At 63.1% G+C, this 24,406-nt stretch carries 23 protein-coding genes and 1 riboswitch; of the genes, 11 read left to right on the forward strand and 12 right to left on the reverse strand.

Annotated elements, in window-relative coordinates:
• Positions 1 to 58: 58 nt before the first annotated feature.
• The 5 genes from FJ428_RS25940 to FJ428_RS25960 all read right to left on the reverse strand — a co-directional run bounded on the left by FJ428_RS25940 (position 59) and on the right by FJ428_RS25960 (position 5,014).
• On the reverse strand, positions 59 to 1,102 hold the full coding sequence (locus FJ428_RS25940; RefSeq protein WP_140557115.1) for an ABC transporter permease: 1,044 nt from the start codon (positions 1,100 to 1,102) through the stop codon (positions 59 to 61).
• Positions 1,099 to 1,896 carry an ATP-binding cassette domain-containing protein gene (locus FJ428_RS25945; RefSeq protein ID WP_140560600.1) on the reverse strand — a complete coding sequence of 266 codons (798 nt, stop codon included), beginning with the start codon at positions 1,894 to 1,896 and terminating at the stop codon, positions 1,099 to 1,101. The genes FJ428_RS25940 and FJ428_RS25945 overlap by 4 nt, the downstream gene beginning before the upstream one ends.
• 85 nt (positions 1,897 to 1,981) lie before the next feature.
• Complete coding sequence (locus FJ428_RS25950) at positions 1,982 to 2,989, reverse strand: substrate-binding domain-containing protein (RefSeq protein ID WP_140565111.1); 1,008 nt, start codon at positions 2,987 to 2,989, stop codon at positions 1,982 to 1,984.
• Positions 2,990 to 3,074: 85 nt separating this feature from the next.
• A complete protein-coding gene (locus FJ428_RS25955) occupies positions 3,075 to 3,980 on the reverse strand; it encodes a sugar phosphate isomerase/epimerase (RefSeq protein WP_181165126.1) in 906 nt (301 codons plus the stop codon).
• A 2-nt stretch (positions 3,981 to 3,982) separates the two neighbouring features.
• Positions 3,983 to 5,014, reverse strand: a complete 1,032-nt coding sequence (locus tag FJ428_RS25960; RefSeq protein WP_140631406.1) for a Gfo/Idh/MocA family oxidoreductase — start codon at positions 5,012 to 5,014, stop codon at positions 3,983 to 3,985.
• Positions 5,015 to 5,195: 181 nt separating this feature from the next.
• Here FJ428_RS25960 and FJ428_RS25965 point away from each other — a divergent pair, with 181 nt between their 5' ends.
• The 7 genes from FJ428_RS25965 to FJ428_RS25995 all read left to right on the forward strand — a co-directional run bounded on the left by FJ428_RS25965 (position 5,196) and on the right by FJ428_RS25995 (position 13,185).
• Positions 5,196 to 6,221 (forward strand): LacI family DNA-binding transcriptional regulator, encoded by a 1,026-nt coding sequence (locus FJ428_RS25965; protein ID WP_140494255.1) that lies wholly within the window; start codon positions 5,196 to 5,198, stop codon positions 6,219 to 6,221.
• A 62-nt stretch (positions 6,222 to 6,283) separates the two neighbouring features.
• A riboswitch (cobalamin riboswitch) is annotated at positions 6,284 to 6,493 on the forward strand.
• Between the two features lie 256 nt (positions 6,494 to 6,749).
• The gene (locus FJ428_RS25970) at positions 6,750 to 7,538 is read left to right on the forward strand and encodes an ABC transporter ATP-binding protein (protein ID WP_140880471.1); all 789 of its coding nucleotides are present in this window, start codon (positions 6,750 to 6,752) and stop codon (positions 7,536 to 7,538) included.
• Between the two features lie 45 nt (positions 7,539 to 7,583).
• Positions 7,584 to 8,531: an ABC transporter substrate-binding protein gene (locus FJ428_RS25975; protein WP_140880472.1), complete on the forward strand. Its 948-nt coding sequence runs from the start codon at positions 7,584 to 7,586 to the stop codon at positions 8,529 to 8,531.
• Positions 8,532 to 8,539: 8 nt separating this feature from the next.
• On the forward strand, positions 8,540 to 9,559 hold the full coding sequence (locus FJ428_RS25980; protein ID WP_181167393.1) for an iron ABC transporter permease: 1,020 nt from the start codon (positions 8,540 to 8,542) through the stop codon (positions 9,557 to 9,559).
• 128 nt (positions 9,560 to 9,687) lie between these two features.
• Positions 9,688 to 10,167 carry a MarR family winged helix-turn-helix transcriptional regulator gene (locus FJ428_RS25985; RefSeq protein ID WP_140495025.1) on the forward strand — a complete coding sequence of 160 codons (480 nt, stop codon included), beginning with the start codon at positions 9,688 to 9,690 and terminating at the stop codon, positions 10,165 to 10,167.
• Positions 10,164 to 11,342, forward strand: coding sequence for an HlyD family secretion protein (locus FJ428_RS25990; RefSeq protein WP_140557111.1), 1,179 nt, complete (start codon positions 10,164 to 10,166; stop codon positions 11,340 to 11,342). The genes FJ428_RS25985 and FJ428_RS25990 overlap by 4 nt, the downstream gene beginning before the upstream one ends.
• A gap of 310 nt (positions 11,343 to 11,652) precedes the next feature.
• Entirely contained in the window at positions 11,653 to 13,185 is a 1,533-nt protein-coding gene (locus FJ428_RS25995) for a DHA2 family efflux MFS transporter permease subunit (protein ID WP_140494247.1), read from the forward strand.
• A 38-nt stretch (positions 13,186 to 13,223) separates the two neighbouring features.
• Here FJ428_RS25995 and FJ428_RS26000 read toward each other — a convergent pair whose 3' ends face one another.
• Complete coding sequence (locus FJ428_RS26000) at positions 13,224 to 13,730, reverse strand: CAP domain-containing protein (protein WP_140880473.1); 507 nt, start codon at positions 13,728 to 13,730, stop codon at positions 13,224 to 13,226.
• Between the two features lie 329 nt (positions 13,731 to 14,059).
• Here FJ428_RS26000 and FJ428_RS26005 point away from each other — a divergent pair, with 329 nt between their 5' ends.
• Entirely contained in the window at positions 14,060 to 14,884 is an 825-nt protein-coding gene (locus FJ428_RS26005; RefSeq protein ID WP_140494243.1) for a DUF2189 domain-containing protein, read from the forward strand.
• Positions 14,885 to 14,906: 22 nt separating this feature from the next.
• On the opposite strand, the gene FJ428_RS26010 is transcribed toward FJ428_RS26005, so the two are convergent.
• The 3 genes from FJ428_RS26010 to FJ428_RS26020 all read right to left on the reverse strand — a co-directional run bounded on the left by FJ428_RS26010 (position 14,907) and on the right by FJ428_RS26020 (position 19,747).
• Positions 14,907 to 15,539 (reverse strand): LysE family translocator, encoded by a 633-nt coding sequence (locus tag FJ428_RS26010; protein ID WP_140565124.1) that lies wholly within the window; start codon positions 15,537 to 15,539, stop codon positions 14,907 to 14,909.
• Positions 15,540 to 15,652: 113 nt separating this feature from the next.
• Entirely contained in the window at positions 15,653 to 17,629 is a 1,977-nt protein-coding gene (locus FJ428_RS26015) for a TadE/TadG family type IV pilus assembly protein (protein ID WP_181167394.1), read from the reverse strand.
• Between the two features lie 195 nt (positions 17,630 to 17,824).
• Positions 17,825 to 19,747, reverse strand: a complete 1,923-nt coding sequence (locus FJ428_RS26020) for a pilus assembly protein (RefSeq protein WP_140880474.1) — start codon at positions 19,745 to 19,747, stop codon at positions 17,825 to 17,827.
• A gap of 249 nt (positions 19,748 to 19,996) precedes the next feature.
• Here FJ428_RS26020 and FJ428_RS26025 point away from each other — a divergent pair, with 249 nt between their 5' ends.
• Both FJ428_RS26025 and FJ428_RS26030 read left to right on the forward strand, forming a co-directional pair.
• Positions 19,997 to 20,857: a TIGR01459 family HAD-type hydrolase gene (locus FJ428_RS26025; protein WP_140880516.1), complete on the forward strand. Its 861-nt coding sequence runs from the start codon at positions 19,997 to 19,999 to the stop codon at positions 20,855 to 20,857.
• Between the two features lie 6 nt (positions 20,858 to 20,863).
• Positions 20,864 to 21,844 (forward strand): bifunctional riboflavin kinase/FAD synthetase, encoded by a 981-nt coding sequence (locus tag FJ428_RS26030; RefSeq protein ID WP_140495019.1) that lies wholly within the window; start codon positions 20,864 to 20,866, stop codon positions 21,842 to 21,844.
• A gap of 43 nt (positions 21,845 to 21,887) precedes the next feature.
• Here the strand turns inward: FJ428_RS26030 and FJ428_RS26035 are convergent, their stop codons facing one another.
• Positions 21,888 to 22,442 (reverse strand): HdeD family acid-resistance protein, encoded by a 555-nt coding sequence (locus FJ428_RS26035; RefSeq protein WP_140494237.1) that lies wholly within the window; start codon positions 22,440 to 22,442, stop codon positions 21,888 to 21,890.
• Between the two features lie 227 nt (positions 22,443 to 22,669).
• Here FJ428_RS26035 and FJ428_RS26040 point away from each other — a divergent pair, with 227 nt between their 5' ends.
• On the forward strand, positions 22,670 to 23,440 hold the full coding sequence (locus tag FJ428_RS26040) for a MipA/OmpV family protein (RefSeq protein WP_224519163.1): 771 nt from the start codon (positions 22,670 to 22,672) through the stop codon (positions 23,438 to 23,440).
• Positions 23,441 to 23,452: 12 nt separating this feature from the next.
• Here FJ428_RS26040 and FJ428_RS26045 read toward each other — a convergent pair whose 3' ends face one another.
• Both FJ428_RS26045 and FJ428_RS26050 read right to left on the reverse strand, forming a co-directional pair.
• Positions 23,453 to 23,887 (reverse strand): RES family NAD+ phosphorylase, encoded by a 435-nt coding sequence (locus tag FJ428_RS26045; protein WP_140494233.1) that lies wholly within the window; start codon positions 23,885 to 23,887, stop codon positions 23,453 to 23,455.
• A 2-nt stretch (positions 23,888 to 23,889) separates the two neighbouring features.
• Positions 23,890 to 24,333 (reverse strand): antitoxin Xre/MbcA/ParS toxin-binding domain-containing protein, encoded by a 444-nt coding sequence (locus tag FJ428_RS26050; RefSeq protein ID WP_140494231.1) that lies wholly within the window; start codon positions 24,331 to 24,333, stop codon positions 23,890 to 23,892.
• Positions 24,334 to 24,406: the final 73 nt, after the last annotated feature.

Here is a 24,406-nt window from a genome sequence, read left to right on the forward strand (position 1 = left end):
TGTCGCTACCGGATTGAGCTCGGACGGTCGCGCCGAACGGCCGGCCTTGGGTAGCGTTTCAGCGGTAGCGCGCCTGGTTCCAGCGGTGGCCAAGCAGCGACAGGATGATGATCAGCCCGTTGAAGAACTGCACATAGAAGCCGCTGAGGCCGGCAGCGACGACGCCGGTCTGGATGAACGCCACCGTCAGCGCGCCGATCGCGCCGCCAAGCACGGTACCGATGCCGCCCCAGGTCGGCGTGCCGCCGACGAACACCGAAGCCAGCACCGGCAACAGATAGCCGTCGCCGGCGGTTGGCCACCAGGTGAAGTTGATCATCGTCGAGAAGGTGCCGCCGATCGCGGCCCCGATGCCGACGAAGACGAACACCTTGACCTTCACCCGCTTGACGTCGATGCCCATCTGCTGGGCGCTGTCGGGATTGTCGCCGACCACCTTCACCTGCGCGCCGAAGCGGTGGCGGTTGTAGAGCAGCGCGGCGAACACGACGAAGGCGAGCGCCCACAGGATCTGTACCGGAATCCCGTAAACCTGGCTGGAGAAGATCGTATAGGTCCAGCTTTGCCCGAGCGTCGGCAGCGCGGTCGACTTGCCTTCGTTGATGATCTGGATCAGCCCGCGCAGCAGGAAGTTCATGCCGAGCGTGGCGATCAGCGACGACAGGCTGCCATAGACGACCAGCACGCCGACTAGGAAGCCGAGCAGCATGCCGGTGGCGAGTGCTGCGACGATGCCGAGGAAGGGATCGTAGCCGGCCTGAACGACCAGCGCGAAAACCCAGGAGGCAAAACCCATCGTCGCCGGAAATGACAGGTCGATTTCGCCGGCGGTGACGACAAAGACCAGCGGCACGACCACGAACAGCGCGACCGGCAGCGTGGTCAGCACGGAGCTGTAAAGAAACCAGGTGGTGAACACCGTCGGATTGGCGATGGTGAAGGCGACCATCATCACCACGAAAACGCCGAGCGTGCCCAGCGCCGCGCGATTGTCGAGAACGAAGCCGCGCAGCAAATGATCCGACGGGTGCTTCCACGCCGCTTCGCCCATTTCGGTATGGGGCGAGGGAGCCTGGCGATTGGGCTCGGCGATGTTGCTCATGGCCTTGTGTCCTCCGCGCGCTGGGCTTCGCCCAAGCCGGGCAGTCCGCCGGGATGCGCGAGGTCTTCCATGAAATTGACGAGCGTGTCGGCCGACTTGATGTCGCGCTTGTCGGCCTGCAGCGCCACAGTGCCACGATCGAGCACGACGAAACGGTCGGCGATGTCGAAGACATGGTGGATGTTGTGGCCGATGAACAGGATCGAGCGCCCGCTCGCCCGCACCTGGCGCACGAAGTGGAAGACCTTGGCGGTTTCGGTCAGCGACAGAGCCGTTGTCGGCTCGTCGAGGATGATCAGGTCGGCCTGCTTGTAGATGGCGCGCGCGATCGCCACGCCCTGGCGCTCGCCGCCGGAAAGCTGGCCGACGACGGACTGCGGTGTGAACACTTTCGAAGTGAAGCCGATCTCGCGCATAAGCCGGCTCGCCTCCCTGATTTCGGTGCCGACTTTCAGCCAGCCGAGGAAGCCGGTGAGTTCGCGTCCCATGAAGATATTGCGCACGATGGTCTGCTGCACGGCCAGCGCCCGGTCCTGGAACACGGTCTCGATGCCGGCGTCGCGCGAGCGCGCCGCGTTCCAGCCGGTGACCGGCTTGCCGCGAACGAGGATCTCGCCGTTGGTCGGCTTGACCGCGCCGGCGAGGATCTTGATCAGCGTCGACTTGCCGGCGCCATTGTCGCCGATCAGTCCGACCACCTCGCCGCGGTCGACGCTGAGATTGACCCCGCCAAGCGCGTAAACCTGGCCGTAGGATTTCGTGATGTCGCGCAGTTCGATGATGCGTTCGGCCATCGGGTCCTCGCTTGCTTGTCGCATGCCGGGCCTCGCCGGCGGTCCCGCCGGCCGGGCCTGAGCCCCCGGCCGGCGGCTTGGGAGGTCAGCGCAGTGCCTGCTTGGCCAGTTCGGCGACGATCTTGTAATTCTCAGGCGTGACGAAGCCGGCGCCGGTATCGACATTCATCGGTGCCAGCCCCAGCACCACTTGCTGGCAGAGGCTGAGGATCGGCAGATAGCCCTGCATGAACGGCTGCTGATCGGCGGTCAGCTGCACCCAGCCGCCCTTGAAGGCCTCGACGATCTGCGGGCTGGTGTCGAAACCGAAATTGAAGATGTCGCCCGGCTTCCGGCCCGCCGCCGTCATATAGGTCTGGACGTTGCCGAGCATCTGTCCGCCGGGGTAGCCGACGGCCTTTACGCCGGGGTTGTTGAGCAAGGCGGCGGTGATCACCGGGATCGCCAGATTCGGATCGGCCGCCCATTCGGTTGCGGAATTGATTTGAACGACATCGATGCCGGCCTCTTTCAAGGCGGAGACGGTTCCTCGCTCGCGGGCGCCGCGGCTCTCATTCTCGAACGGGCCGATCATGATTGCCTTGTCACCGGCCTTGAGCTTGGCCAGCTTGAAGGCTTCCGCGCCGAGCGCGCGGCCCTGCTGTTCCTGCTGCGCGCCGACATAGCCGCCGCCGAAGGCCGTCACCACCGTCGGCACCGGCACGTTCTGGTACATCATCTTGATGCCGTCCTTATGCGCTTGTTCGGCCAGCGGCATGATGGCGGCGTCGCCGGGGTGGCCCATCATGGCAATACCGTTGGGCTTGACGGCGACCGCCTCGCGCAGCTGCTGGACCATTTTTTCGATGTCCCAGCCTGAGAAGATGTAATCCACTTTCGGTCCGAGATCGGCCGCAGCCTGCTTGGCGCCATTGTAGACAATGGTGCCGAAAGCGTCGCCCTCGGCGCCGCCGACGAAGAAACGGATGTGGACGTCCTTGCACCATTGCGCGTCGAGCGCCTGTGCCGGCAAGGTGGAGATGGCGGCGGCGAGCGCCGTGGCGGTCGCCACCACGGTCGTGCGCAGAAGTGTCGTTCTCTTGGCGATGCTCATACACGTTCCTCCCTTTTGTCCTCGCGAGCGAGGGTTTCGACATCTGCTTCGGCAATCCCGTCCGGCTCCTCCCGCCGGCCAATCCTCACGTCGGGTTCGGCAGGTAGCTCAGGCCTCCCCTGCATTGCTGGAGGTATTCCAGCGCGCGGACCTGGCCTGTCATTTCAAGATCGTCGCGATAGACCGGGTCGTGCCAACCTTCGATGTCGATGGCGCCCTTGTATCCGGCCAGCCGCAATTCGCTGATCACCCGCGTCCAGTCGCTGTCGCCGAAGCCGGGCGTGCGCATCTGCACGAAGGGCAGGCGGCCGAAGACGCCGTGCTCGCGTATGACATCCCAGCGCACCGTCGCGTCCTTGCCGTGGACATGGAAGATGCGATGCGCCCATTTGCGGATCTGCGGGATCGGGTCGATCAGATAGACCAACTGATGGCAGGGCTCCCATTCCAGACCCAGATTCTCATCCGGCAATTCGTTGAACATCAGTTCCCAGGCGTCCGGATTATGGGCGATGTTCCAGTCGCCGGCGGCCCAGTTGCCATCCATGGCGCAATTCTCGAAGGCGATGCGCACGCCCTTGTCGGCCGCGCGTTTGGCCAATTCGCCCCAGACTTCGCGGTAGCGCGGCAGGCTGTCGGTCAGCGGCTTGCCGCGGATGCGGCCGGTAAAACCGCTGACCAGATTGGTGCCGAACAGATGCGCGCTGTCGATCACCGTTTCCCAGGCCTTGAGCACGCCGCGGTCGGTGTCGCCGCTCTCGAGTGGATTGCCGAACACGCCGATCGAGCTGACGCTGACATCGGCATCGCCGATCGCGTCGCGGATCTCGCCGGCGAGCCGCCCCAGGTCCTTGCCGCCCAGCGTCTGCCAGAAGAAGGGCTGGACGCTCTCGAAACCGAGCGGCAGGATCTGCCTGACATAGGCGGCCAGGTCTTCGAGATTGGCCCGCACCATGGTGCCGATCCTGATGTCGAGAAGCGGGTCCGCCATGGTCATCCTTCCTGCCTGGGGATTTCGATCCGGCGTCCGGTCTCGGCGCTTTCGATCGCCGCGAAAACCATGGCCAGGCTCTTGATATTGTCGGCGCCGCGCGTCTCCGGCTCGGTGCCGGTTTCCACGGCGCGGACGAAATCTTCCATGACGCCGAGATGCCCGCCGATGCGGTCGGCAGGGTCGAGCGGCGGCACCGCTACCGGCACGACCTTGTCGAGCAGGCCTTCGCGTTCCGGCAGCACGGCTTCGGCCTTCAACTCGTCATGACCATCCCAGGTCAGGCTGCCGCGTTCGCCGACGATGCGCCAACTGCCTTCCCAACTGGTGCGGAAACCGTCGGCGCACCAACTGCCGCGATAGGTGAACATCTTGCCCTGGCCGAGCTCGAAGGTGGCGCTTGCCGACGATCCCTGCCGGTACCAGGAATTGGCCGGCTCCCATTCCCGGCAATACACTTCGGTCGGCTCGCCATCGACCATGTAGCGGGCGGCGTCGAATGTATGGATCGCCATGTCGAGCAGCAGCACATGGCGCATGCCTTCGCGGAAACCGCCGAAATGCGGCGCAATGAAAAAATCGGCATGGATGCTGGTCGCAGCGCCGATGGCGCCGGAGCCGAGGAAGCGCCGGATGCGCCGGACGTTGGCGACGTAGCGGCGGTTCTGCACCACGGCATGGATGCGCCGGGCGCGCCGCGCATCGTCGATGATGGCGCGCGCATTGTCCGGGCTGTCGGCCAGCGGCTTTTCCGTCAACAGATGACAGCCATGGGCAAAGGCCGAATTCGCCACGGCGCGACGGGCGGCAGGCACGACCACGTCGAACACCGCATCGGGTCTGGTCTGGGAGAGAACGACGTCGAGATCGGTCCCGATCGCGACCCCGGCGAGGTCGTATTCGCGTGCCCGCTGGCGCGCCCTGTCGGCGTCGAGGTCGACGAGACCGACGATCTTGACGGCAGGGGATTGGCTGATGGCCTCGAGCCAGGTTTTGCTCATGGCTCCGCACCCGACCAGGACGACGTGCATCATCCAGCGCTCCTCCGGCCAACCCCTCCTGGCTGGCACCCACGGCAGTCCGTAAATGACTTCCGTAAACGTTTACGATGACACACCCGATGGCATATATTGTCAATCGGATTTGTACCGTCGGCTCTGAAACGCCTTGGCCGCACGACCGGCTGGTGCTAGCCAGAAGCAGGAGGGGGAGGTCTTGGCGTCCAGCATTCACGATCTTGCGCGGCACCTGAACATTTCGATCGGTACAGTCTCGCGCGCGCTTAACGGGCGCGCCGACGTGAACGCCGAGACACGCCAGCGCGTGCTCGAGGCGGCCCGGAAGCTCAATTATTCACCGAACCACTCGGGCAGGAACCTACGCCGCGGCACCACCCATGCCGTGGCTTTCATGCTGCAGCCGCATCCGGGCGACCAGCAGTATGGCGAGCCGTTCTTCATTCCGTTCCTCACCGGACTGCAAGCGACATTGGCCGAGTGCGGGCTGGACCTGATCATCGTCATGGGCGCGCCGGCGGATTATCAACAGGAGCGGCTGCGCCGCGTCGTCGAGACGCGTCGTGCCGATGCCGTCGTACTGGCCTGGACGCGGCGCGAGGACGATCGCATCGACTATCTGAGCAAGGCCGGCTTTCCCTTCGCGACGCTCGGCCGAAGCCGGTCCGGCGACGACAGCTATCCCTCTCTGGATCTGGATTTCGAGAAGGCGGGCGCCGATGCGGTCGACCGGCTGGTTGCGCGTGGCCACCGCCGCATCGCCGCCATCCGGCCGTCGCTTGACCTGAATTTCGGTTATCTGTTTCTGGAGGGTTATTGCAAGGCGCTGCGGCGGCACGGCATCGAAGTCGATCCCGGCCTGATTGTGGACGGTTTTATCAACGAAGCCGGTGGCTACGCGGTGACACCGCAAGTCATGCGGTCGAAGGATCCGCCGACCGCGATTATCTTCAACAACGACTCGATGGCGCTCGGCGGCTGCAAAGCGCTCGCCGAAATGGGGATCAAGCCCGGGCAGGATGTCGCGGTGATCGTCATCGTCGACACGCCGCTCTGCCGTTATTTCTCGCCGGCGCTGACCGGCTTTCGTCCGAGCCTTGACCCGATGGGGCGGCGGCTCGGCGAAATCCTGCTCGCCTCGCTCCCGGCTTTCGCCGGCGCGAAAGGGCCAGAGATCATTCGCGAGGTCTGGCCGCTGGAACTGGTGGCGCGCGATAGTGATTGACCACACGTTTGTATCGTTATAACAGAACATGCATCGACCTTGCCTCGACGCTGCCTGCATCCTAGGCTGCGACTCGTGATGGTCCCCGCGCCGCAAGGCGAGGGGTGAAAAGGGAACATGGTGAGGCCCGATTTTCGGGTCGAAGCCATGGCTGCCCCCGCAACTGTAAGCGGCTAGCAAAATCCGAGAAGCCACTGGCCGGCAAGGCTGGGAAGGCAGGATGGCGCAACGACCCGCGAGCCAGGAGACCTGCCATCTGCATGGGTTGACCGGACGGGGTGTGCCGGGAGGAGACGCGGGGTTCGGTCTTGTCGACCGGTTCAAGCCAGCTTCCTTCCGTCGCCATTTTTGAAAGTGACGGAAGTTGGACGGCTCCATCGATCGCATTCACTGCATTCCCATGCATCGCATCATCGTGTGCACGCTTTGCCGCGATATCGCCACCGAGGTGAATTCAGGCCAGCGTCCGGCAGGATTGGCAAGCAAGACGCTGGCCCGTATTCCGGCAGGCCCTGCAAGGAATTGCCCATGACCGCGCCGCTTCTCGAGGCCCGCGACCTGGCCGCGGCGGCGGATGGCCTGCATCTGGTGCATCCGGTCAGCCTTTCGGTGGCGGCGGGCGACCGTCTCGCCATCATCGGTCCCAACGGCGCCGGCAAGACGACATTGCTGCGCATGCTGTCGGGCATGCTGCGGCCGAGTTCGGGCGAAGTGAAGCTCACCGGGCGCCTGCTGGACAGGATTTCGACCGCCGAGCGGGCGCTGCACATCGCCGTCGTCGGCCAGACCGATCAACCGGATCCACGGCTGGCGGTGATCGATTATGTCGAGCTCGGCCGGGTTCCGCATACCGGCCGCAGGCACAGGAGCGAGGAACGCGACATTGTCGTCGAGGCGCTGCGCCGGACCGGGCTGTTGCCGCTGCTTGGCCGCACCATCGGCTCGCTGTCGGGCGGCGAGCGCCAGCGCGCCCAGCTTGCCCGCGCCATCGCACAGGAGCCGAAGATCCTGTTCCTCGACGAGCCGACCAACCATCTCGACCCGCGGGCGCGCAGCGAGTTGCTCGAACTGGTTGCAGGCCTCGGCATGACCGTGATCGCGGTGCTGCACGATCTGGCGCTGGTGACGCCTTTCGCCACCAGGGTCGCGGTGATGAGCCATGGCCGGTTGCATGTGCTGGCGCCGCCACGCGAAGCACTCACCCAGCAGCTGATCCGCGAGATCTTCGGTATCGACGTCTTTAGGTTGCGCCACCCGACGGAGGACCGCGAGCTGACGGTGTTCGAGGTTCCGAACCGTGCCGCGCCATCTTCGTGATCGAAGCCATTTCCGGCAGATCCTGTTCAACAAGGAGCAACATCCGTGAAACGCCTTGCCGTGTCTCTTGCCTTCTCCCTGCTCGGCTCTACGGCCTTCGCCTTTCCGGTGACGGTCGACAGCTGCGGCAAGCCGCTGACCTTCGACGCGCCTCCAAAGCGCGCCGTCATTCACGATCTCAACATGGCCGAGATGGCCTTCGCACTGAAGCTGCAGCCGTCGATCGTCGGCCTGACCGGCATCACTGGATGGTACAAGGTCACTCCCGAATTCAAGGCCGAACAGAGCTCGATCCCCGAACTGGCGCCCAAATATCCGACGCTGGAAAACCTGGTCGCTGTCGAGCCCGACTTCTTCTTCGCCGGCTGGTATTACGGCATGAAGCCGGGCGGCGAGGTGACGCCCGATACGCTGGCGCCACACGGCATCAAGACCCTGGTGCTGACGGAAAGCTGCGTCCATCTCGACAAGAACCGGCCTGCCGCTTCGATGGACCTGCTCTATGGCGATGTCGAGAAGCTGGGCAAGATCTTCGGCAAGGAGGCCGAAGCGGATAAGCTCGTCTCCGGCTGGAAGGCGCAGCTCGCCGAAATCACGGCCAAGGTCGGCGACCGCAGGGGAACGCGCGTCTTCCTCTATGATTCCGGCGAGGACAAGCCGTTCACATCAGGCAAGTTCGCCATTCCCAACGCCATGATTTCCGCGGCAGGCGGCGACAACATCATGGCCGACATGGACACCAGCTGGGGCAACACGGATTGGGAGACGGTGGCCTCGCGCAATCCGCAATTCCTCATCCTGCTCGACTATCAGGATGGCGGCGGCTACCGGAAGCTGCTCGATTTCCTGAAAGCGCATCCGGCAATGAAGGAGACAGACGCGGTCAAGAACGAACGCTTCGTGGCGCTTCGCTATGCCGAACTGACACCCGGACCGGCCAACATCGAAGCGATCGGCAAGATCGCCAGGGCGATGCATCCGGAAGCATTTTAACCGGGAAGATGACTTTGCGGCACAAGGCATTCGTATTGGCCATGATGGCGGCCGCGTTGGCTATGGCCGCGCTCGCGCTGCTATCGATCGCCTATGGTTCGACGATGATCCCGCTGGGCGACGTCGTTGCAGCACTTGGCCATGCGATCGGATTGAAGGGGCATGACGTGTCCGGCCCGGTCGGCAGGATCGTCGTCGACCTCAGATTGCCGCGCACCATCCTGGCCATCTGTCTCGGCGGCGGCCTGGGCGTGGTCGGCGCGCTGTTGCAGACGGTGACGCGCAACGATCTTGCCGATCCGTTCCTGTTCGGTCTCTCGTCGGGAGCCGCCGCCGGCGCTGTCTCCGTCATCACCGTCTTCGGCGACAGTTTCGGGATCTGGACGCTACCGATCGCCGCGTTCACCGGCGGTATTCTGGCGGCTTGCGTTGTGCTTTTGCTGGTTGCGCGGGTGAGGGGACAAGGCCCCGAACGGCTGATCCTCGCCGGACTTGCGGTCTCCTTCATGTTCACCGCATTGACCAATTACCTGGTCTTTGCCGGTGACCAGCGCGCCGCCCATTCGGTGCTGTTCTGGACGATGGGCGGGCTCGGCCTTGCGCGGTGGGACAATATCTGGCTGGGTGCGCTTGGGGCCGGCACGATTGCGGCGTACGGGCTGTGGAATCATCGCCGGCTGGACGCTTTCCTGGCCGGCGAAAATGCCGCCGAAAGTCTTGGCGTGCCGGTGGCGCGAATGCGACGGACGACGTTTCTGGTCGCCGCTTTTTCGACCGCGATCCTGGTTTCGGTCGCTGGCGTCATCGGCTTCGTCGGCCTCATGATCCCGCATCTGTCGCGGCCGCTGGCCGGCGCGCTGCATCTGCGCCTGATCGTAAGTTGCGCGCTGTTCGGGGCGGTGCTGTTGCTGGCAAGCGACCTTCTGGCGCGCACATTGCTGCCGCCGCAGGAACTGCCGATCGGCATCATCACCAGCTCGCTCGGCGCCTTCTTCGTTGTCACCATGCTGATCCGCAACCGCTTGTAATGGGTGTCGCGGCGGCCGAAATCATCGGACGCAGCCATGATTGTGCTGCACGGCTGCCATGCACGTTTGCCGGCTTCTGGAACAATGCCGGACTTGAATGATAAGCACGCTTATTATATATGCCACTCATGGTTTCCGAAGGCGTAGACAGATTGGGATTTTTGATCCACGACGTGCAGCGGCTGATGCGAAAGCGCTTCGAAGCGCGCGCCAGCGGCCTTGGCCTGTCCTCGGCGCAATGGCGCCTGATGGTTCGCGTCGCCAAGGAAGCGGGCGTTTCGCAGGCGCGGCTTGCCGAACTGCTTGAAATCGAGCCGATCAGCGTCTCGCGGCTGGTTGACCGGATGGAGGAGGGCGGCTGGATCGAGCGCCGCTCCGACGCCGCCGACCGCCGCGTGCGCATGATCTTCCCAACTCCCAAGGCAAGTGCCGCGTATGCGGAGGTCAAGAGCCTCGCCGGCGAAGTCTATGAGGAGTCGCTGACCGGCGTTTCGCCGGACGATCGCCGCGTCCTGATCAGGGCATTGGATGCGATGGCACAGAATCTCGCGGATGGCGATTCACCGTCCTGCGACAAGGTCAAGAATACGGAAGGCGCAGCAGCATGAACGCGGTAGCCAAGGTCGACGAAAACGCCGCCAAAGTGGAAATGGAAGCGCCGCAGCAGCCGGCCGCGGCCCCTGTTACAATGACACCTCCGGCAGAGCCGGCGCCGGCGCCAAAGAAGAAGCGCCGTCTCGGCCGCTTCTTGTTGATGTTCGCCCTGCCGGCGGCGTTGGTCATTGGTGGCGGCTATGTCTGGGTCACTGGGGGGCGCTACCAGGAGACGGAGAACGCTAACCTGCAGCAGGCCAAGGTATCGATCGCCTCGGATACGGCGGGCCGCATCGTTCAGGTCGCCATCTCGGACAATCAGAGGGTGAAGCAAGGCGATCTTCTCTTCGCCATTGACCCCGAGCCTTACCGGATCGCGCTTGCGCAGGCCGACGCGGCGGTGGCAGCGGCGCGGCTCAACGTCGAGCAGCTGCGTGCCGCCTACAGCCAGGCCATGGCGCAGGAGAAATCCGCCAGCAGCGAAGTTGCCTATGCCCAGTCGCAATACGACCGTGCCGCCGATCTCGCCCAGAAAGGCATCAACGCCAAGTCTTCGCTCGATGAGGCCAGGAACGATCTCGACAAGGCAAAGCAGCAGCTTGCCGTCGCCGAACAGGGTATCGTCAGCGCCAAGGCGGCGCTTGGCGGCAATCCCGATATCGAGACCGACAAACATCCGACCGTGATGTCGGCGCTCGCCGCGCGCGACAAGGCTGCCTACGACCTAGCGCAGACCACCGTGAAGGCGCCCGCCGATGGCGTCGTCTACCAGGCTGCTTCCTTCAAGGTCGGCCAGTATGTCGGCTCCGGCACGCCGCTGTTTTCGCTGGTCGAGACCGGCGATACCTGGATCGACGCCAATTTCAAGGAAACGCAGCTGACCAATATGAAGCCGGGCCAGAAGGCCGAAATCGTGGTCGACACCTATCCGGGCAGGACCTTCGAAGCGACCGTCAAGGCCATCGGCGCCGGCACCGGCGCGGACTTCTCGCTGCTGCCCGCCCAGAACGCTACCGGCAACTGGGTCAAGGTCACCCAGCGTATTCCGGTCCGTCTGGAGCTGAGCGATCCCGACGCCAAGATGATGCTGCGCACAGGCATGAGCGCGGCCGTTACCGTCGACACGGGCGTGGCGCGCGGCCTGCCTGGCATTTTCGGCCACGCCACGGCTGGCGAGGTCGCGAAGTAAATCAGCGGAAGCCCGCGGGGATCATGCGGGTGGACGCACTGAGCAGGGGGATTGGTCTGATGGGAGGAGTTGAAGGGTCAGCCTTCGGGGCAAACCGCATCGCGGCTTGATCGAAAGCTGAAATCTTCGACACGGACCCGTCGGTCCTCATGTTTCCGGGCGGCAGGCATCCGCTCAATCGAGACTTTCGGTCGATGTAACCCCCACATCGATAATCGCGTCCCACCGCGATGAGGGTCTCTCAACGGAAGGCTTTGCCGCCCGGAAACCCTGTGTACACGTTTTTGTTACCGGCTGGAAGTTCCGCATCATGAGCACGCCAGAACCTTTCAAAGAAGTGCCGCATCGTGGCCTGATCACGGTTGCGCTCATGCTGGCGACGATCATGCAGGCGCTCGACACCACGATCGCCAACGTCGCGCTGCCGACCATGACCGGCGATCTCGGCGCCTCGCCCGACAACATCAACTGGGTGCTGACCTCCTACATCGTGGCGGCGGCGATCATGACGCCGGTCACTGGCTGGCTTGCGGACCGTTTCGGCCGCAAGGAACTGTTCCTGACGGCGGTGGTCGGCTTCACCATCTTCTCGATGCTGTGCGGCCTGGCCTGGAGCCTTGAAACCATCGTGTTGTTCCGGCTCATGCAAGGCGTGTTCGGCGCCGCGATCGTGCCCCTGTCGCAGACCTTCCTGCTCGACATCAACCCGAAGGAACGCCACGGCCAGGCAATGGCCATCTGGGGCGCCGGCATTATGCTGGGGCCGATTCTGGGTCCCACGCTTGGTGGCTGGCTGACCGAGAATTTCAGCTGGCGCTGGGTGTTCTTTATCAACCTGCCGGTCGGCATCGTCGCCTTCCTCGGCATGGCCGCTTATCTGCCGGCCATTGCGCGGCGGGTGCGAAGCTTCGATTTCTTCGGCTTCGCCATGATATCGCTCGGCGTCGGCGCTCTGCAGCTGCTGCTCGATCGTGGTGGCGAGGTCGACTGGTTCTCGTCGGTCGAGATCTGGATCGAGCTTGGCCTTTCGATAACCGGCTTCTGGGTGTTCATCATCCACACGATGACCGCGGAGCATCCCTTCATCGACCCCAAGATCTTCCTCGACCGCAATTTCGTGACCGGGCTGGCGTTCATCTTCGTCATGGGCGTGCTCATCCTGGCGAGCATGTCGCTGCTGCCGCCGATGCTGTCGACCATCTTCGGCTATCCGACCATCACCATCGGCATCGTGATCGGGCCGCGCGGCGTGGGGACGATGATCTCGATGCTCGTCGTCGGCCGGCTCATGAGCAAGGTCGACGCCAGGATCCTCGTCGTCATCGGCTTCCTCCTGACCGCGCAGTCGCTCTACACGATGGCCGGCTTCTCGCCCCAGATGGACAACTGGCTGATCATCACTTCAGGCATCATCCAGGGCCTGGGAATGGGAATGGTATTCGTGCCGCTGTCGACGGTGGCCTTCGCCACGCTTGACGTACGCTTCCGCACCGATGCCACGGCTTTGTTCAGCCTTGTGCGCAACCTCGGCTCGTCCATCGGCGTATCGGTCGTGACGGTGCTCATGGTGCGCAACACACAGATAAATCACGCCGAGCTTTCCACCTTTATCAATCCGTTCAACCCCAATCTGTGGGCGGTTTCGCCGGCGGCGGCCGGCGGCGACCAGATGGCATTGTCCCAGGTCGACAGGATGGTGAACATCCAGGCGATGATGATCTCTTACGTCAACGACTTCAAAATCCTGATGATAATGACGCTGGCCGCCATTCCGTTCGTGATCCTGCTGCGCAAGCCGAAGACGGCGCCGGCTGGCGGCGCGCCGGCGGCACATATGGATTGATATTCGCCGACGGCTGTCCGCTGCCGGCGATGGCTTTGCTACCTTCCGAGCACCAGGGCCCAGTAGCGGAGGCCGGGGTCGCGGCCGTCGCGGACATAGGCAAGCCCGAAACGACTGAAGTCCGGGTCGAGTATGTTGCGCCGGTGGCCGGTCGAATGCATCCAGATATCGAACAGTTTCTGCTGGTCGAAGCGGCCTTCGGCGATGTTCTCGGCCGCAGCGCCGTGCACGCTATTGTCCTTCATGCGCGAGGCGAAATCCTTGCCCCAGCCGGTGGTGTGACTCATGCGCGTCCGCGACGCCATGTAGCCGGCCTGCTGCAACGCTGCCTGTTCGAGCTGGGTGTCCGCGGTCAGCGGAGTCCGCCCGGCCGCAGCGCGCAAGTTGGCCAGGGTGGCCGTGGCGGAGGAAGAGACACCTGCGCCCTCACCGGTGGGCACGGAAACGGTGCTGCAGGCGGCAAGCCCGGCAATGGCCGCAAGGCCGATCAGCAAGGAGCGCCTTGTCCGGCGCGGTTCTGGAGGGAGGTCGATGACAGTGTTCATTCCTGCCTGCATAGTCGCGATCATGGCTTTTGACGGGCAAGCCGAAAAAACTGTCGAGGAAATTGATGCCTTGGCCTTCGCTGATCGCACCGCGTAGTCTTCAAACGTTCCGTTTGGCCATCCAGCTTCGAATGGCCCATCATCCGAGAAATCCGATGCCCAAGATCGCCTGGCTTCTGCCGGGCAGCGATGACAATCCCGTGATGGCCTGTCCGGAACCATCGAATTGGCGACAGCCCCTGGCAAATCGGGTATGCTGTTACATCTACTAATGGCAGCTACGGGCGGCCATCACGGTGGTGACCGCCCCCGACAACGGGAGGAAGCTTATGGCCAGCTTTCATGTCATGGCGGACGCGCGTGGTATGCATGTGCAGCCCACGGTGCGCCACATCACCACATCGGACCTCTGGGATGCGCTGCGGCTCGGTGCCGAGGATTTCTGGGCAAAACCGTCTCACTACGTTTTCCTGTGCCTGATCTATCCCATCGTCGGCCTGATCCTGACGCAGTGGACGTCTGGCTCCAACGCCATTCAGCTCGTCTATCCCTTGATGTCGGGTTTCGCCCTTGTCGGCCCTTTCGCCGCGCTCGGCCTCTACGAGATCAGCCGCCGGCGCGAGCTCGGCATGAACACCAACTGGCGACATGCCCTCGATGTCCGCCACTCGCCCGCGGTGCCTTCGATCGCGGTCATCGGCATCATGCTGTTCGTGCTGTTCCTGTTGTGGCTGTTCACCGCGCAGTCGATCTACACCAGCCTGTTCGGCGACCAGCCGCCGGCTTCGATCGGCGCCTTTGTCGGCGACGTGCTGACGACCAGCAAGGGCTGGACGTTGATCCTTCTCGGCAACGCCGCCGGCTTCGTTTTCGCCGTGATCGTGTTGGCCACCACTGTCGTCGCCTTCCCGCTGCTGCTCGACCGTGACGTCGGCGCCGTTTCGGCCATAGAAACCTCGGCCCGGGCGGTGATGGCAAATCCGCTGCAGATGGCTCTTTGGGGCCTGACGGTCGCGGTGCTGCTGGTGATCGGTTCGATCCCGCTGTTTGCCGGGCTCGCGGTCGTTATGCCTATCCTTGGCCATGCCACCTGGCACCTCTACCGCAAGGTGGTGGAACCGGAGCGGACCCAGCAGACAAGGCGGCCGATGTAGACCAACGCCGGGACCGCCGCCCTCAGCGCTGTGCGTCGGTCGCCATCTTCAGCGCCAGCGCCGTCAGCACCCCTCCCATCATCCAGCGCTGGATGACCAGCCACAAAGGCCGCCCGGCGAGAAACGCGGCGATCGAGCCGGCCGTCACCGCGATGATGGCATTCACGGTCAGGCTGATCGAAATCTGCGTCGCGCCGAGCACAAGAAGCTGAGACAGGACATGGCCTTTGCCAATGCTGATGAATTGCGGCAGCAGCGACAAATAGAGCACCGCCACCTTCGGATTGAGCAGATTGGTCATCAGGCCCATGGCGAACAGCTTGCGCGGCCTGTCTTTCGGCAGGTCGCGCACCTGGAATGGCGAGCGTCCGCCCGGCTTCACGGCCTGCCAGGCCAGCCACAGGAGATAGAGCACGCCGGCAAAGCGCAGCGCGTCATAGGCGAAGGGTACGGCCAGCAGCAGCGCCGTGATGCCGAATGCCGCCGACAGCACATAGAAGAGAAAACCTACGGCGACCCCGCCAAGCGAGATCAGGCCGGCCTTCGGCCCTTGCGACAGGGAGCGCGAGATCAGGTAGATCATGTTTGGACCCGGCGTCAGCACCATGCCCAGGCAGACCAGCGCGAAGGCGAGGTGGTTGGCGGTATCGGGCATTGTTCGTCCCCAGGCGTGCCGCGATGGATGCGATCCAGCGTGCGGCATTATGTGCCTGTTGCGGCAGGCGCCCACAAGGGCTTGGCGGCGTCAGGCGTTGCGCCAGAGTCCAGTTAACCGACCACGCGCAGGTTCGACAATTCGTTGCCGATTTCCTTGAAATCGTTGGACAGGCTGGCGCCCGTCGCATTCCAGAACAGCTTGGCGGGTTTGCTCGGATCCGCCGGGTCCTTGCGGAAGCGCGAGTCCGACGAGCATGATTTCAGCGCATCGATGGCGTTCTTGTCGGTGGTCTTGGTCGTGGACAGGTCGAGAGCCACCGTCATCACCATGATGTCCGCCGCCTTGGCGTTGTTGCAAAGCGTCGTCATCTGCTCGTTGAGCGCGCTGGTGTAATTGCCGTTCGAATAGTCGAACTGGCCGATGGCGCTCGATGTACCCATGAACAGGCGCCCGACCGAGGTGCCGGCATAGCCGGGCTTGAGATAGCCGTAGGACGCGTAGGTCGACTTCGAATCGGCGGGGTCGGAATAACTGAGCGAGGAAGGCGTGTAATAGGTGTTGGCGCCGTCGGTCAGCACGATCACCACCTTGTCGTTGCCTTTTTCTGTTTCCGGGCGCCCCTGCGTGAACGGCTCGCCGCTCGAGACCACCCGCCAGCCCCAGCCCATGCCCTCGGGAACATTGGTGCCGCCATCCGGCTGCATCAGGTCGATCGCGGCTTTGATCGTAGCGAGCCCATCGGCGACGCTGACGTCGGTCAGCGGCGTGATCGGGTTGGTAGTGCAACTGTAGTTCGGGCCGTTGCCTGCGGGCAATACCGGTGCATCGATCGGCCGCGGCTGGAAATACTTGGTCATGTTGCGCAGCCGGGCTTGGCCGCTGCTGCTCGAAGGATCGTCGTTCCACCAGCTGTTGATGGCGCCGTAGGTCTTTGGCGCGGCTTCGTTGGGATCCTGGGTGATCTTCCAGTGATTGCCGGGTTCATCCGGGGCGAACATCGGCACGAACATCGTCGCCGGATCGCCCACGCCTATTCCGGTGTTGGCCGAGCCGCCGGACGGCGGGGCGTCGTTGACATTGTAGGGGTAGGGCCGGGCTTCGACACAGCCTTGCCAACTGGCGAACGGACCGTAGGAATCGACATAGTCGTATGCGTCGTAACTGCGCTTGCAGGTATTGTTCCAGTTGTATTCAGCACAAACAACGTGCTTGCTGTTTTTAACACGCTCATGGCTGGTGACGACCTTCATGTCGCGGTAGAGCGAAAACCGGGTCAGCATCTGGCCTTCCTCGTCGCCCCAGCCGGTGCCGCGTTTGTACCAGATGCCGTTGGTCTGCTGGGCGTATTTGTTGGCGGCGTTCAGCGTCGACCAGTCGAAATTCTCGTTCGACACCGGTGACAGGCCCTCGGTGTCCATCCAGGACGCATTGCCATTGCCAGGACCGACATTGACCGAGGCGGCAAAGGGTACGAGGCCGAACTGCACCGGCTTGTCGACCTGCTTGATCATCGCGGCCTGTTGGGCAAGCGTGTCGACCAACTGCTTCGCCGCGGTCTTGAGGAGATCGATGCGCTTCTGCCCCGAGCCGGTTCCGGGCGTGACCATCGATCCGGAATTGTCGAGCACCAGCGCTACTTCGAGCGTGTTCTTCAGCCGCACCTCCGAGCACGCGGTGAAGCCGATATTGGTGGCGCCGGTGCCGCCGAGCAGTATCTTCGCCGTCGGCAGGAAGTAAGGATTATAGGTCAAGGTGCCGCAAAGCTTCATTGTTCCGCCGCCAGCGGCGTTGCTGGGCAAAGTGAGGTTGAGCGTCGTGTTGGCGGGATCGACATCGTTCAGATTGGCATTGAAGAAGTCGAGCGCATAGGCCCTCAGCTGGTCGTCGGTGGCGCCTTCCGTCACGCGGCGCGCCGTGGCGAAGTTGGCGGCGTCGAGCGCGTTCAACACCGTCTGCTTTTCGCGGTTCATTTCCGTGAAGTCGACCGCGAGCGCCAGCCCGCCCATCAGCGGGACCATCGCGAAGGCCGTCACGAGAGCATAGTTGCCGCGCCTGTCGCGGCGGAATTGACGCCAGATTTCACGCATGTCTTGCAGCGGCCCCCGCCGGCGGATTCTCGTTCGACGCCAGCTTTCCACAAAACGCTGAAGGACGGGTTTGGGAAACCGCTCGATTGCTTGGTTCGCGCTTCACCAAGCACTAACCAATCTGGAGCGGCCCCCCGGTGCCTCCAAAAAACGACACCCCGCCGGATGCAGGGCGTCGACGTGGAATTCGTCGGATCAGCTGACGATGCGCAGGTTGGACAGCTCGTTGCCGATCGCCTTGAAATCGTCGGACAGCGTTGCGCCCGTCGAATTCCAGAACAGCTTCATCGGCTTGCTCGGATCGGTCTTGTCCTTGCTGAAGCGGGAATCCGAAGAACAGGCCTTCAGCGCATCCATCTGCGTTTTCTCCGCTGTCTTGGTGGCGTCCAGATCAAGCGCGATGGTCATGACCATGACCCCGGCGGCCTTGGCGTTGTTACACAGGGCGGTGAAATGCTCGTTCATCGCTTTGGTGTAGTTGGCGTTGCTGTAGTCGTCCTTGGTGACATCCGTGCCGAGGAACATGCGGCCATAGGTATAGCTTTTGATGAAAGGTACGGCGTATCCGAGAGCCGAATAGATCGCCTTGCTGCCAGCCATGTCGTTGCCGCCAGAACTCCAATTGGTTCCAGAGTAGGTCTGCGCCGTCACCGACGTTGGCGTGTAGTAGGTATTGGCGCCGTCGGTCAGCACGATCAGCACCTTGTCATTGCCTCTTTCCGTCTCGGGCCGTCCCTCGGTGAAGGGTGCGGTGCTGGACAGGGTTCGCCAGCCCCAGGCCATGCCTTCCGGCACGTTGGTGGCGCCGTCAGCGGCCATGGCGTCGATGGCGGCTTTGACCGCGTCAGCGCCGGCCGTCGTGGAGACGTCGGTCAGCGGCTTGATCGCCGTTGTGCTGCAACTCGTGTTGGGACCGGCATCCATGCCATAGCCTGATGTCACCGTAGTCCCCGGATCATTGAAATATTTCGGCATGTAGCGCTGGCGTTCGGCGCTGGTGACTGGCGGCACAAGTGTCCCCGACGGCACGTCGGCACGCCAATTGTTGTTGGCCGGCCGGCTGCTGCTGTCGATGAGATCAGTTTCATCGGGCGCGAACATCGGCACGAACAGGGTAGCGGGTGTGGACGCTGCGGTATCCTGGATGTTGTATGGATATGGCCGAGATTCGACACAGCCTCCCCAGTTGGCAACCGTATCGTAGGTGTAGGTCTTGCAACTGCCGTCCCGGTTCCTTGAACTGCACCCCGTGGTGCGTTTCATCTGTTTGTAGATCGAGAACCGGGTCAGTGGCTGGTCTTTCTGGCTCGCGTCCCAGCCGGTGCCTTTCGCGTACCAGATGCCGGCAATGTTCTCTGCGTATTTGGTCGATCCCCATGGAGATTTCATCTGGGTCATCGTGTTTGTCCAGTCGAAATTCTCATGATGGATCGGCGATATGCCGGTCGTGTCCATCCACGCCGCCGAGCCGTTGCCCGGACCGACATTCACCGAGGCGGCAAAGGGAACGAGGCTGAACTGGACCGGCTTGGTGACCTGCCTCATCTGCTGGGCCTGGCCGGCCAACTGGTCGACCAACTGCTTGGCGGCGCTCTTGAGAAGGTCGAACCGCACCTTGTTCGAGCCTTTGCCGAGCTCCTTCATCGAACCGGAATTATCAAGCACCAGCGACACTTCCAGCGTGTTCTTCAGGCGCACTTCGGAGCAGGTGCTGAAGCCGATATCGGTGCTGCCGGCGCTGCCGCCCAGCAGTAGTTTAGCCGTCGGCTCGAAATAGGGCTTGTAGACCAAGGTCGCGCAGAGCTTCAGCGTCCCGCCGCCTGTGTTGTTGTTGGGCAGCGTCACGGCCAGCGTGGTGTTGGCCGGATCGATATGCGCGAGATTGGCTTCGAAGAAATTCTTGGCATAGGCCACCGCGTCGGCGTCGCTGGCGCCGGCAACGATCTGCTGGGCCGTGGCGAAGCCGGCCGCGTCCAAGGCGTTCAAGGCGTTTTGCCTTTGGCCCACCATTTCCGTATAGTCGACGGCGATCGCCACGGCGCCCATCAGCGGCACCATGGCGAGCACGGTCATCAGCGCATAATTGCCACGCCGGTCGCGTCCGAATCTTCGGATCATTGTCACAGCTGCCCCGCCAAATCGATAGTCAGTGGGGACGGTGTCATAAATCGTTAAATTTCAGGTTTCTGGAATATATCCAAGGTCAGGCTGCATTTTCAAAGCTCGTTAACCAACCAGTGAACGGTGGTGGATGCCGGTACAGGCGGGCGAAAGCTGGTGACAGGCTGGGCCGGTTCGGATAATTCCAACCGGCTGCGGCGAACCGTCGGCTGCGGCACCGCAACGATCATGACTGAAGGATACGGCATGGCGGCCTCGCCTGACATCATCGGTTCGCTCGAAGACGTGTCGAAGAACTATTCGGCCATTCTCTGCGATGTCTGGGGCGTAGTGCACAATGGCGAAAGGCATTTTCCCGCGGCTGCGTCGGCGCTGGCGGCTGCCCGTACGGCCGGCATTCCCGTCGTCCTGATCACCAATTCGCCGCGCCGCAGCGCCGACGTCGTGGCCCAGATGAACGTCATCGGCGTTCCCCCATCGGCCTACGACCGCGTGGTCACCTCGGGCGACGTGACCCGCGACCTGATCGTGGAAGGCCCGCGAAAGATCTTCCATGTCGGCGCCGAGCGAGACTTGACCCTCTATGACGGGCTCGACGTCGATCTCGTCGAGGAGTTCGAGGCATCCGGCGTCGTCTGCACCGGCCTGTTCGATGACGAAGTGGAGAAGCCCGAAGATTATGCGGAGCTGCTGCGGCGGCTGCGCGCCAGGAACCTGCCTTTCATCTGCGCCAACCCGGATATCATGGTCGAGCGCGGCGAACGCATCATCTGGTGCGCCGGCGCCCTGGCACGCGACTACGCGCAGCTCGGCGGCCGCACGCTGATCGCCGGAAAGCCTTATGCGCCGGTCTATGATGTGGCGATGAAGGAGGTGACGGAGATCCTTGGCCGGCCGGTCGAGCGCCGCCAGGTGTTGGCCATCGGCGACGGAATGCTGACCGATATCAAGGGCGCGGCCGACAACGGTTTCGACGTTCTCTATGTCTCAGGCGGCATTCATGCCCGCGACTATGGCGATGCATCGCAACCGGATCCCGCAAGGCTCGCCGCGTTTCTTGACAGGCACGCCTATCATCCAGTGGCCGTCATTCCCAGGCTGCGGTAGATGGCGATGGACGCTTTCCAGCACCTTTCGGCAACCGCTCCGCTGCCCGCCGATTTGCGCGGCGGCGTTGTCGCGATCGGCAATTTCGACGGTGTCCATCGCGGTCATCAGGCGGTGCTCGAACGGGCATTGGCGGAGGCGCGGCGGCGTGGCGTGCCGGCGCTGGTGCTGACTTTCGAACCGCACCCGCGAAAGATATTCAGGCCCGAGATACCGCTGTTCGTGCTGACGCCGCCGCCGATGAAGGCGCGGCTCCTGTCGCTGCTGGGCTTTGCCGCGCTCGTCGAACAGCCTTTCACGCGCGACTTCGCCTCGCTATCGGCGGAAGCCTTCGTGACCGACGTGCTTGAGAGAACGCTTGGCATCACCCATGCCGTGACCGGCTTCGATTTCCATTTCGGCAAGGACCGCCAGGGCGGGCCGGCCTATCTGATGGCGGCTGGCGAGCGCCATGGCTTCGGCGTCACGCTGGTCGATGCATTTCGGGACGAAAGCGCCGAGGTGGTTTCATCGAGCCGCATCCGCGCCTTGCTTTGCGAAGGCGCGGTGGCCGAGGCCGCCGGCCTGCTCGGCTATCGCTTCACGGTGGAGAGCGAAGTCGTGGGCGGCCAGAAACTGGGGCGAACGCTCGGCTTTCCGACCGCCAACATGAGGCTTCCCGCCGAGGCCACCCTCAGGGAAGGCATCTATGCCGTTCGCTTTCGCCGCGCCGACGGAAGGCTGCATGATGGCGTTGCCAGCTTTGGCCGCCGTCCGACCGTCGACGATGATGGCGCGCCGCTTCTGGAAACCTTCGTCTTCGATTTTTCCGGTGACCTCTATGGCGAGATCTGCCAGGTGTCGTTCTTCGGTTACCTGCGCAGCGAGGTGAAGTTCGACGGGCTTGATGCGCTGGTCGCGCAGATGAAGCGCGACGAGGCTGAGGCGAGAGCACTGCTGGCCGGCGTCAAGCCACTTTCGCAACTCGACGCGGCCATGGCTTTTTGAAGCATGGTCCGGTTTTCGGGTTAGATCATGCTCGAATCAGACGTTACTTTTTCAGCGCCAGACCGACGGCGATGAAGGTCCAGCCCTGGAAGATCAGGTCGATTGCCAGGAACAGGCCGAGCACCCATACGCTGTTGACCGGCCAGCCCATGGCTATGATCAATCCTGCGATCGCGCTGATGGCGCCGGCCGCGACGATCCAGCCCCAGCCGCGCTCAGGCCGGTGGCTGTAGCCGACCCAGGCGCGCAGCACGCCGGAAGCGACGAGCGCGACGGCCAGCAGGAAGGTCAGCACCGCCGAGGCCAGCAGCGGGTTGTCGAAGGCGAAAAAGCCCGCGACCGCGTAGAGCAATCCGCTGAGCAGCCAGTAGAAGAAGCGGCCCCACGTCTTGACCCCGAAGGCATGCATGATCTCGATGATGCCGGCCACCAGCATCAGCCACCCCACGACATAGACGGAAGCCACCGTGGCAATGAAGAGGTTGCCGAACGCAATGCCGCCGAGGATCAGCAGCAACACGCCCAGGCCAACAAACCACCCCCACTTTGCTCGCGTCTGTCCGATCGCGTTCTTCAGTGCATCGCCGTGCAAGGTCATGTCGCCACCTCCATCGAGGACCGCCAGCAGGGAATGAAGTTACCCTTGGTGCCGACCCGCGTCCAGCCGACGGCGGCCGGATGGTGAGCAATGCGAGCCGGACGTCTCGACCTTAAATCAAATTTTACCAAAGCCTCTTCAAAGCTGTGACCGAAAGACAGTCGTATCGTGCTAATGGGGTAGTCATGAGTCCGGTCGGGAAAATTTCTGCAGCCTTGGCTACCGTCATGCTGGCTACCTCAGGTGCGGCCGATGCCGGCGAGGGCGCCTTCGGCTGGCTGTCCGGCGATTGGTATCTGACGGTCGGCGCCACTGGCATGGTGGCGCCTAATTTCGAGGGCGGCAAGAAGTACCTGCTCAGCGCCTCGCCGATCATCTCCTTGGGCAAGGCTGGCCCGGCGGCCCGCTTCACCTCACGCAACGACAACATTTCGCTGGCGCTGGTCGATGACGGCGGCGTTCGCGCCGGCCTGACCGGCAAGTTCCTGTTCTCGCGCGACGATGGCGATGCCGACGAGTTGAAGGGCCTCGATCCGGTCCGCTGGGGCGGCGAGGTGGGCGGCTTCTTCGAATTCTATCCGACGGACTGGATACGTGCGCGTGCCGAGTTGCGGCACGGCATCCGCGCCCATAACGGCTTCGTCGCCGACATCGCCGCCGACGCCTTCTACGATGTGACGCCAACCGTCAGGATCTCTGGCGGGCCGCGCGTCTCGTTCGCCTCCGCCAAATATTTCGACGCCTATTACGGCGTCGACGCGCAGGAAGCCGTGGCCTCGGGGTTGAACCAGTATAATCCCGGCGGCGGCCTGAAATCGGTCGGCCTTGGCGGTGCGGTGACGTGGAAGGTGACCGACCCGATGACCGCCAGCCTGTTCGGGGAATATTCACGCCTCGAAGGCCCGGCCGCCGATTCCAGCCTGGTCAAGGAGCGCGGCGACCGCAACCAGTTCATGATCGGCGTATCGACGACCTATCGCTTCGATTTCAAGATGTAGCCGGTATCGGCCTTATTCCAGCAATCGCGTATCGATCTGATGACTTGTGGTGCCGACGATGGCGATGCCTTCGCGTTCCAGCAAGGCGGGATTGAGAATATAGTTTCTGGCGAAGGGAACGATCACGCAAGGAACTTCCATGACTGGATGGCTGGCGGCACTGACAAAATCGCTGCCAATCTCGCGTGTCTTGGCCGGATTGTCTTTCCAGCCCTCGGGCAAATCGGGGACGGCAATGGAGACGCCGTCAGGCACTTCGATTTCCAGGAGCTGGAACGTGGGCGGCAAATCTTCCACGTCGACATGAACGAGAATTTCAAGAAGCGCCGTGGCGGGGTGATCCGCACAGTACACAATGGCGGTGCCCTTGATGTTCCAACGGCCGGAGCTGAGCATGCCGCCCCGGCCGGACAGGTCGGCGAAGTTGGAGATACGCCATAGACGCATCGTCAGGCGAAAATGCCATAATCGATGCGATGCAGTTCCTCTTCCACCAGGGAAGCACCGGTTTCCGACTGCAGGAGCGTGATAGGCGCTTCGTTGAGCACCCGGCTGCGTTTGCGCAACCAACGTTGCGCTTTTTCGTGGTCTCCGAAAACACGATCCGCCATTGTGGAAATGCGCTCGATGCGCATGACGCGATCGGACTCGGCAATACTCAGTTTCTCATTGCGTTCTTTCCTGCGCGCCAAAGTGCGCCGCGATCCTACGATCTTGTAGATTTCGTCATTGCTGAACCCACGGTGGCGGAGTTCTTCCACCTTGGTGAAGCTGACCAGGAATTGCCCCGTTGCGGCATCCCGGACCAAGCCATCCTGCGCACGCTCGACCTTCTCCTTACGGGCGGCCCGTCTGGCAGCCGGCACGTGGACCTTGCGATGCGGATTGGACATGACGCGCCTCCGGTGCCATTTGCCCAAACATATATGCGCAATTGGCACAAGCGGCAAGGCGAGTGCCTTGGAG

Source organism: Mesorhizobium sp. B2-8-1 (assembly GCF_006440955.1).
Classification (GTDB): domain Bacteria; phylum Pseudomonadota; class Alphaproteobacteria; order Rhizobiales; family Rhizobiaceae; genus Mesorhizobium.

Coding starts and splice junctions, on each gene's coding strand:
- FJ428_RS26015 (WP_181167394.1), bottom strand. CDS start 17,629: ATGCGTGAAATCTGGCGTCAATTCCGCCGCGACAGGCGCGGCAACTAT.
- FJ428_RS25980 (WP_181167393.1), top strand. CDS start 8,540: ATGACTTTGCGGCACAAGGCATTCGTATTGGCCATGATGGCGGCCGCG.
- FJ428_RS25955 (WP_181165126.1), bottom strand. CDS start 3,980: ATGGCGGACCCGCTTCTCGACATCAGGATCGGCACCATGGTGCGGGCC.
- FJ428_RS26010 (WP_140565124.1), bottom strand. CDS start 15,539: ATGCCCGATACCGCCAACCACCTCGCCTTCGCGCTGGTCTGCCTGGGC.
- FJ428_RS25960 (WP_140631406.1), bottom strand. CDS start 5,014: ATGATGCACGTCGTCCTGGTCGGGTGCGGAGCCATGAGCAAAACCTGG.
- FJ428_RS25940 (WP_140557115.1), bottom strand. CDS start 1,102: ATGAGCAACATCGCCGAGCCCAATCGCCAGGCTCCCTCGCCCCATACC.
- FJ428_RS26020 (WP_140880474.1), bottom strand. CDS start 19,747: ATGATCCGAAGATTCGGACGCGACCGGCGTGGCAATTATGCGCTGATG.
- FJ428_RS25950 (WP_140565111.1), bottom strand. CDS start 2,989: ATGAGCATCGCCAAGAGAACGACACTTCTGCGCACGACCGTGGTGGCG.
- FJ428_RS26045 (WP_140494233.1), bottom strand. CDS start 23,887: ATGCGTCTATGGCGTATCTCCAACTTCGCCGACCTGTCCGGCCGGGGC.
- FJ428_RS26035 (WP_140494237.1), bottom strand. CDS start 22,442: ATGACCTTGCACGGCGATGCACTGAAGAACGCGATCGGACAGACGCGA.
- FJ428_RS26025 (WP_140880516.1), top strand. CDS start 19,997: ATGGCGGCCTCGCCTGACATCATCGGTTCGCTCGAAGACGTGTCGAAG.
- FJ428_RS25990 (WP_140557111.1), top strand. CDS start 10,164: ATGAACGCGGTAGCCAAGGTCGACGAAAACGCCGCCAAAGTGGAAATG.
- FJ428_RS25945 (WP_140560600.1), bottom strand. CDS start 1,896: ATGGCCGAACGCATCATCGAACTGCGCGACATCACGAAATCCTACGGC.
- FJ428_RS26000 (WP_140880473.1), bottom strand. CDS start 13,730: ATGAACACTGTCATCGACCTCCCTCCAGAACCGCGCCGGACAAGGCGC.
- FJ428_RS26050 (WP_140494231.1), bottom strand. CDS start 24,333: ATGTCCAATCCGCATCGCAAGGTCCACGTGCCGGCTGCCAGACGGGCC.
- FJ428_RS25995 (WP_140494247.1), top strand. CDS start 11,653: ATGAGCACGCCAGAACCTTTCAAAGAAGTGCCGCATCGTGGCCTGATC.
- FJ428_RS25985 (WP_140495025.1), top strand. CDS start 9,688: ATGGTTTCCGAAGGCGTAGACAGATTGGGATTTTTGATCCACGACGTG.
- FJ428_RS26040 (WP_224519163.1), top strand. CDS start 22,670: ATGCTGGCTACCTCAGGTGCGGCCGATGCCGGCGAGGGCGCCTTCGGC.
- FJ428_RS26030 (WP_140495019.1), top strand. CDS start 20,864: ATGGACGCTTTCCAGCACCTTTCGGCAACCGCTCCGCTGCCCGCCGAT.
- FJ428_RS26005 (WP_140494243.1), top strand. CDS start 14,060: ATGGCCAGCTTTCATGTCATGGCGGACGCGCGTGGTATGCATGTGCAG.
- FJ428_RS25970 (WP_140880471.1), top strand. CDS start 6,750: ATGACCGCGCCGCTTCTCGAGGCCCGCGACCTGGCCGCGGCGGCGGAT.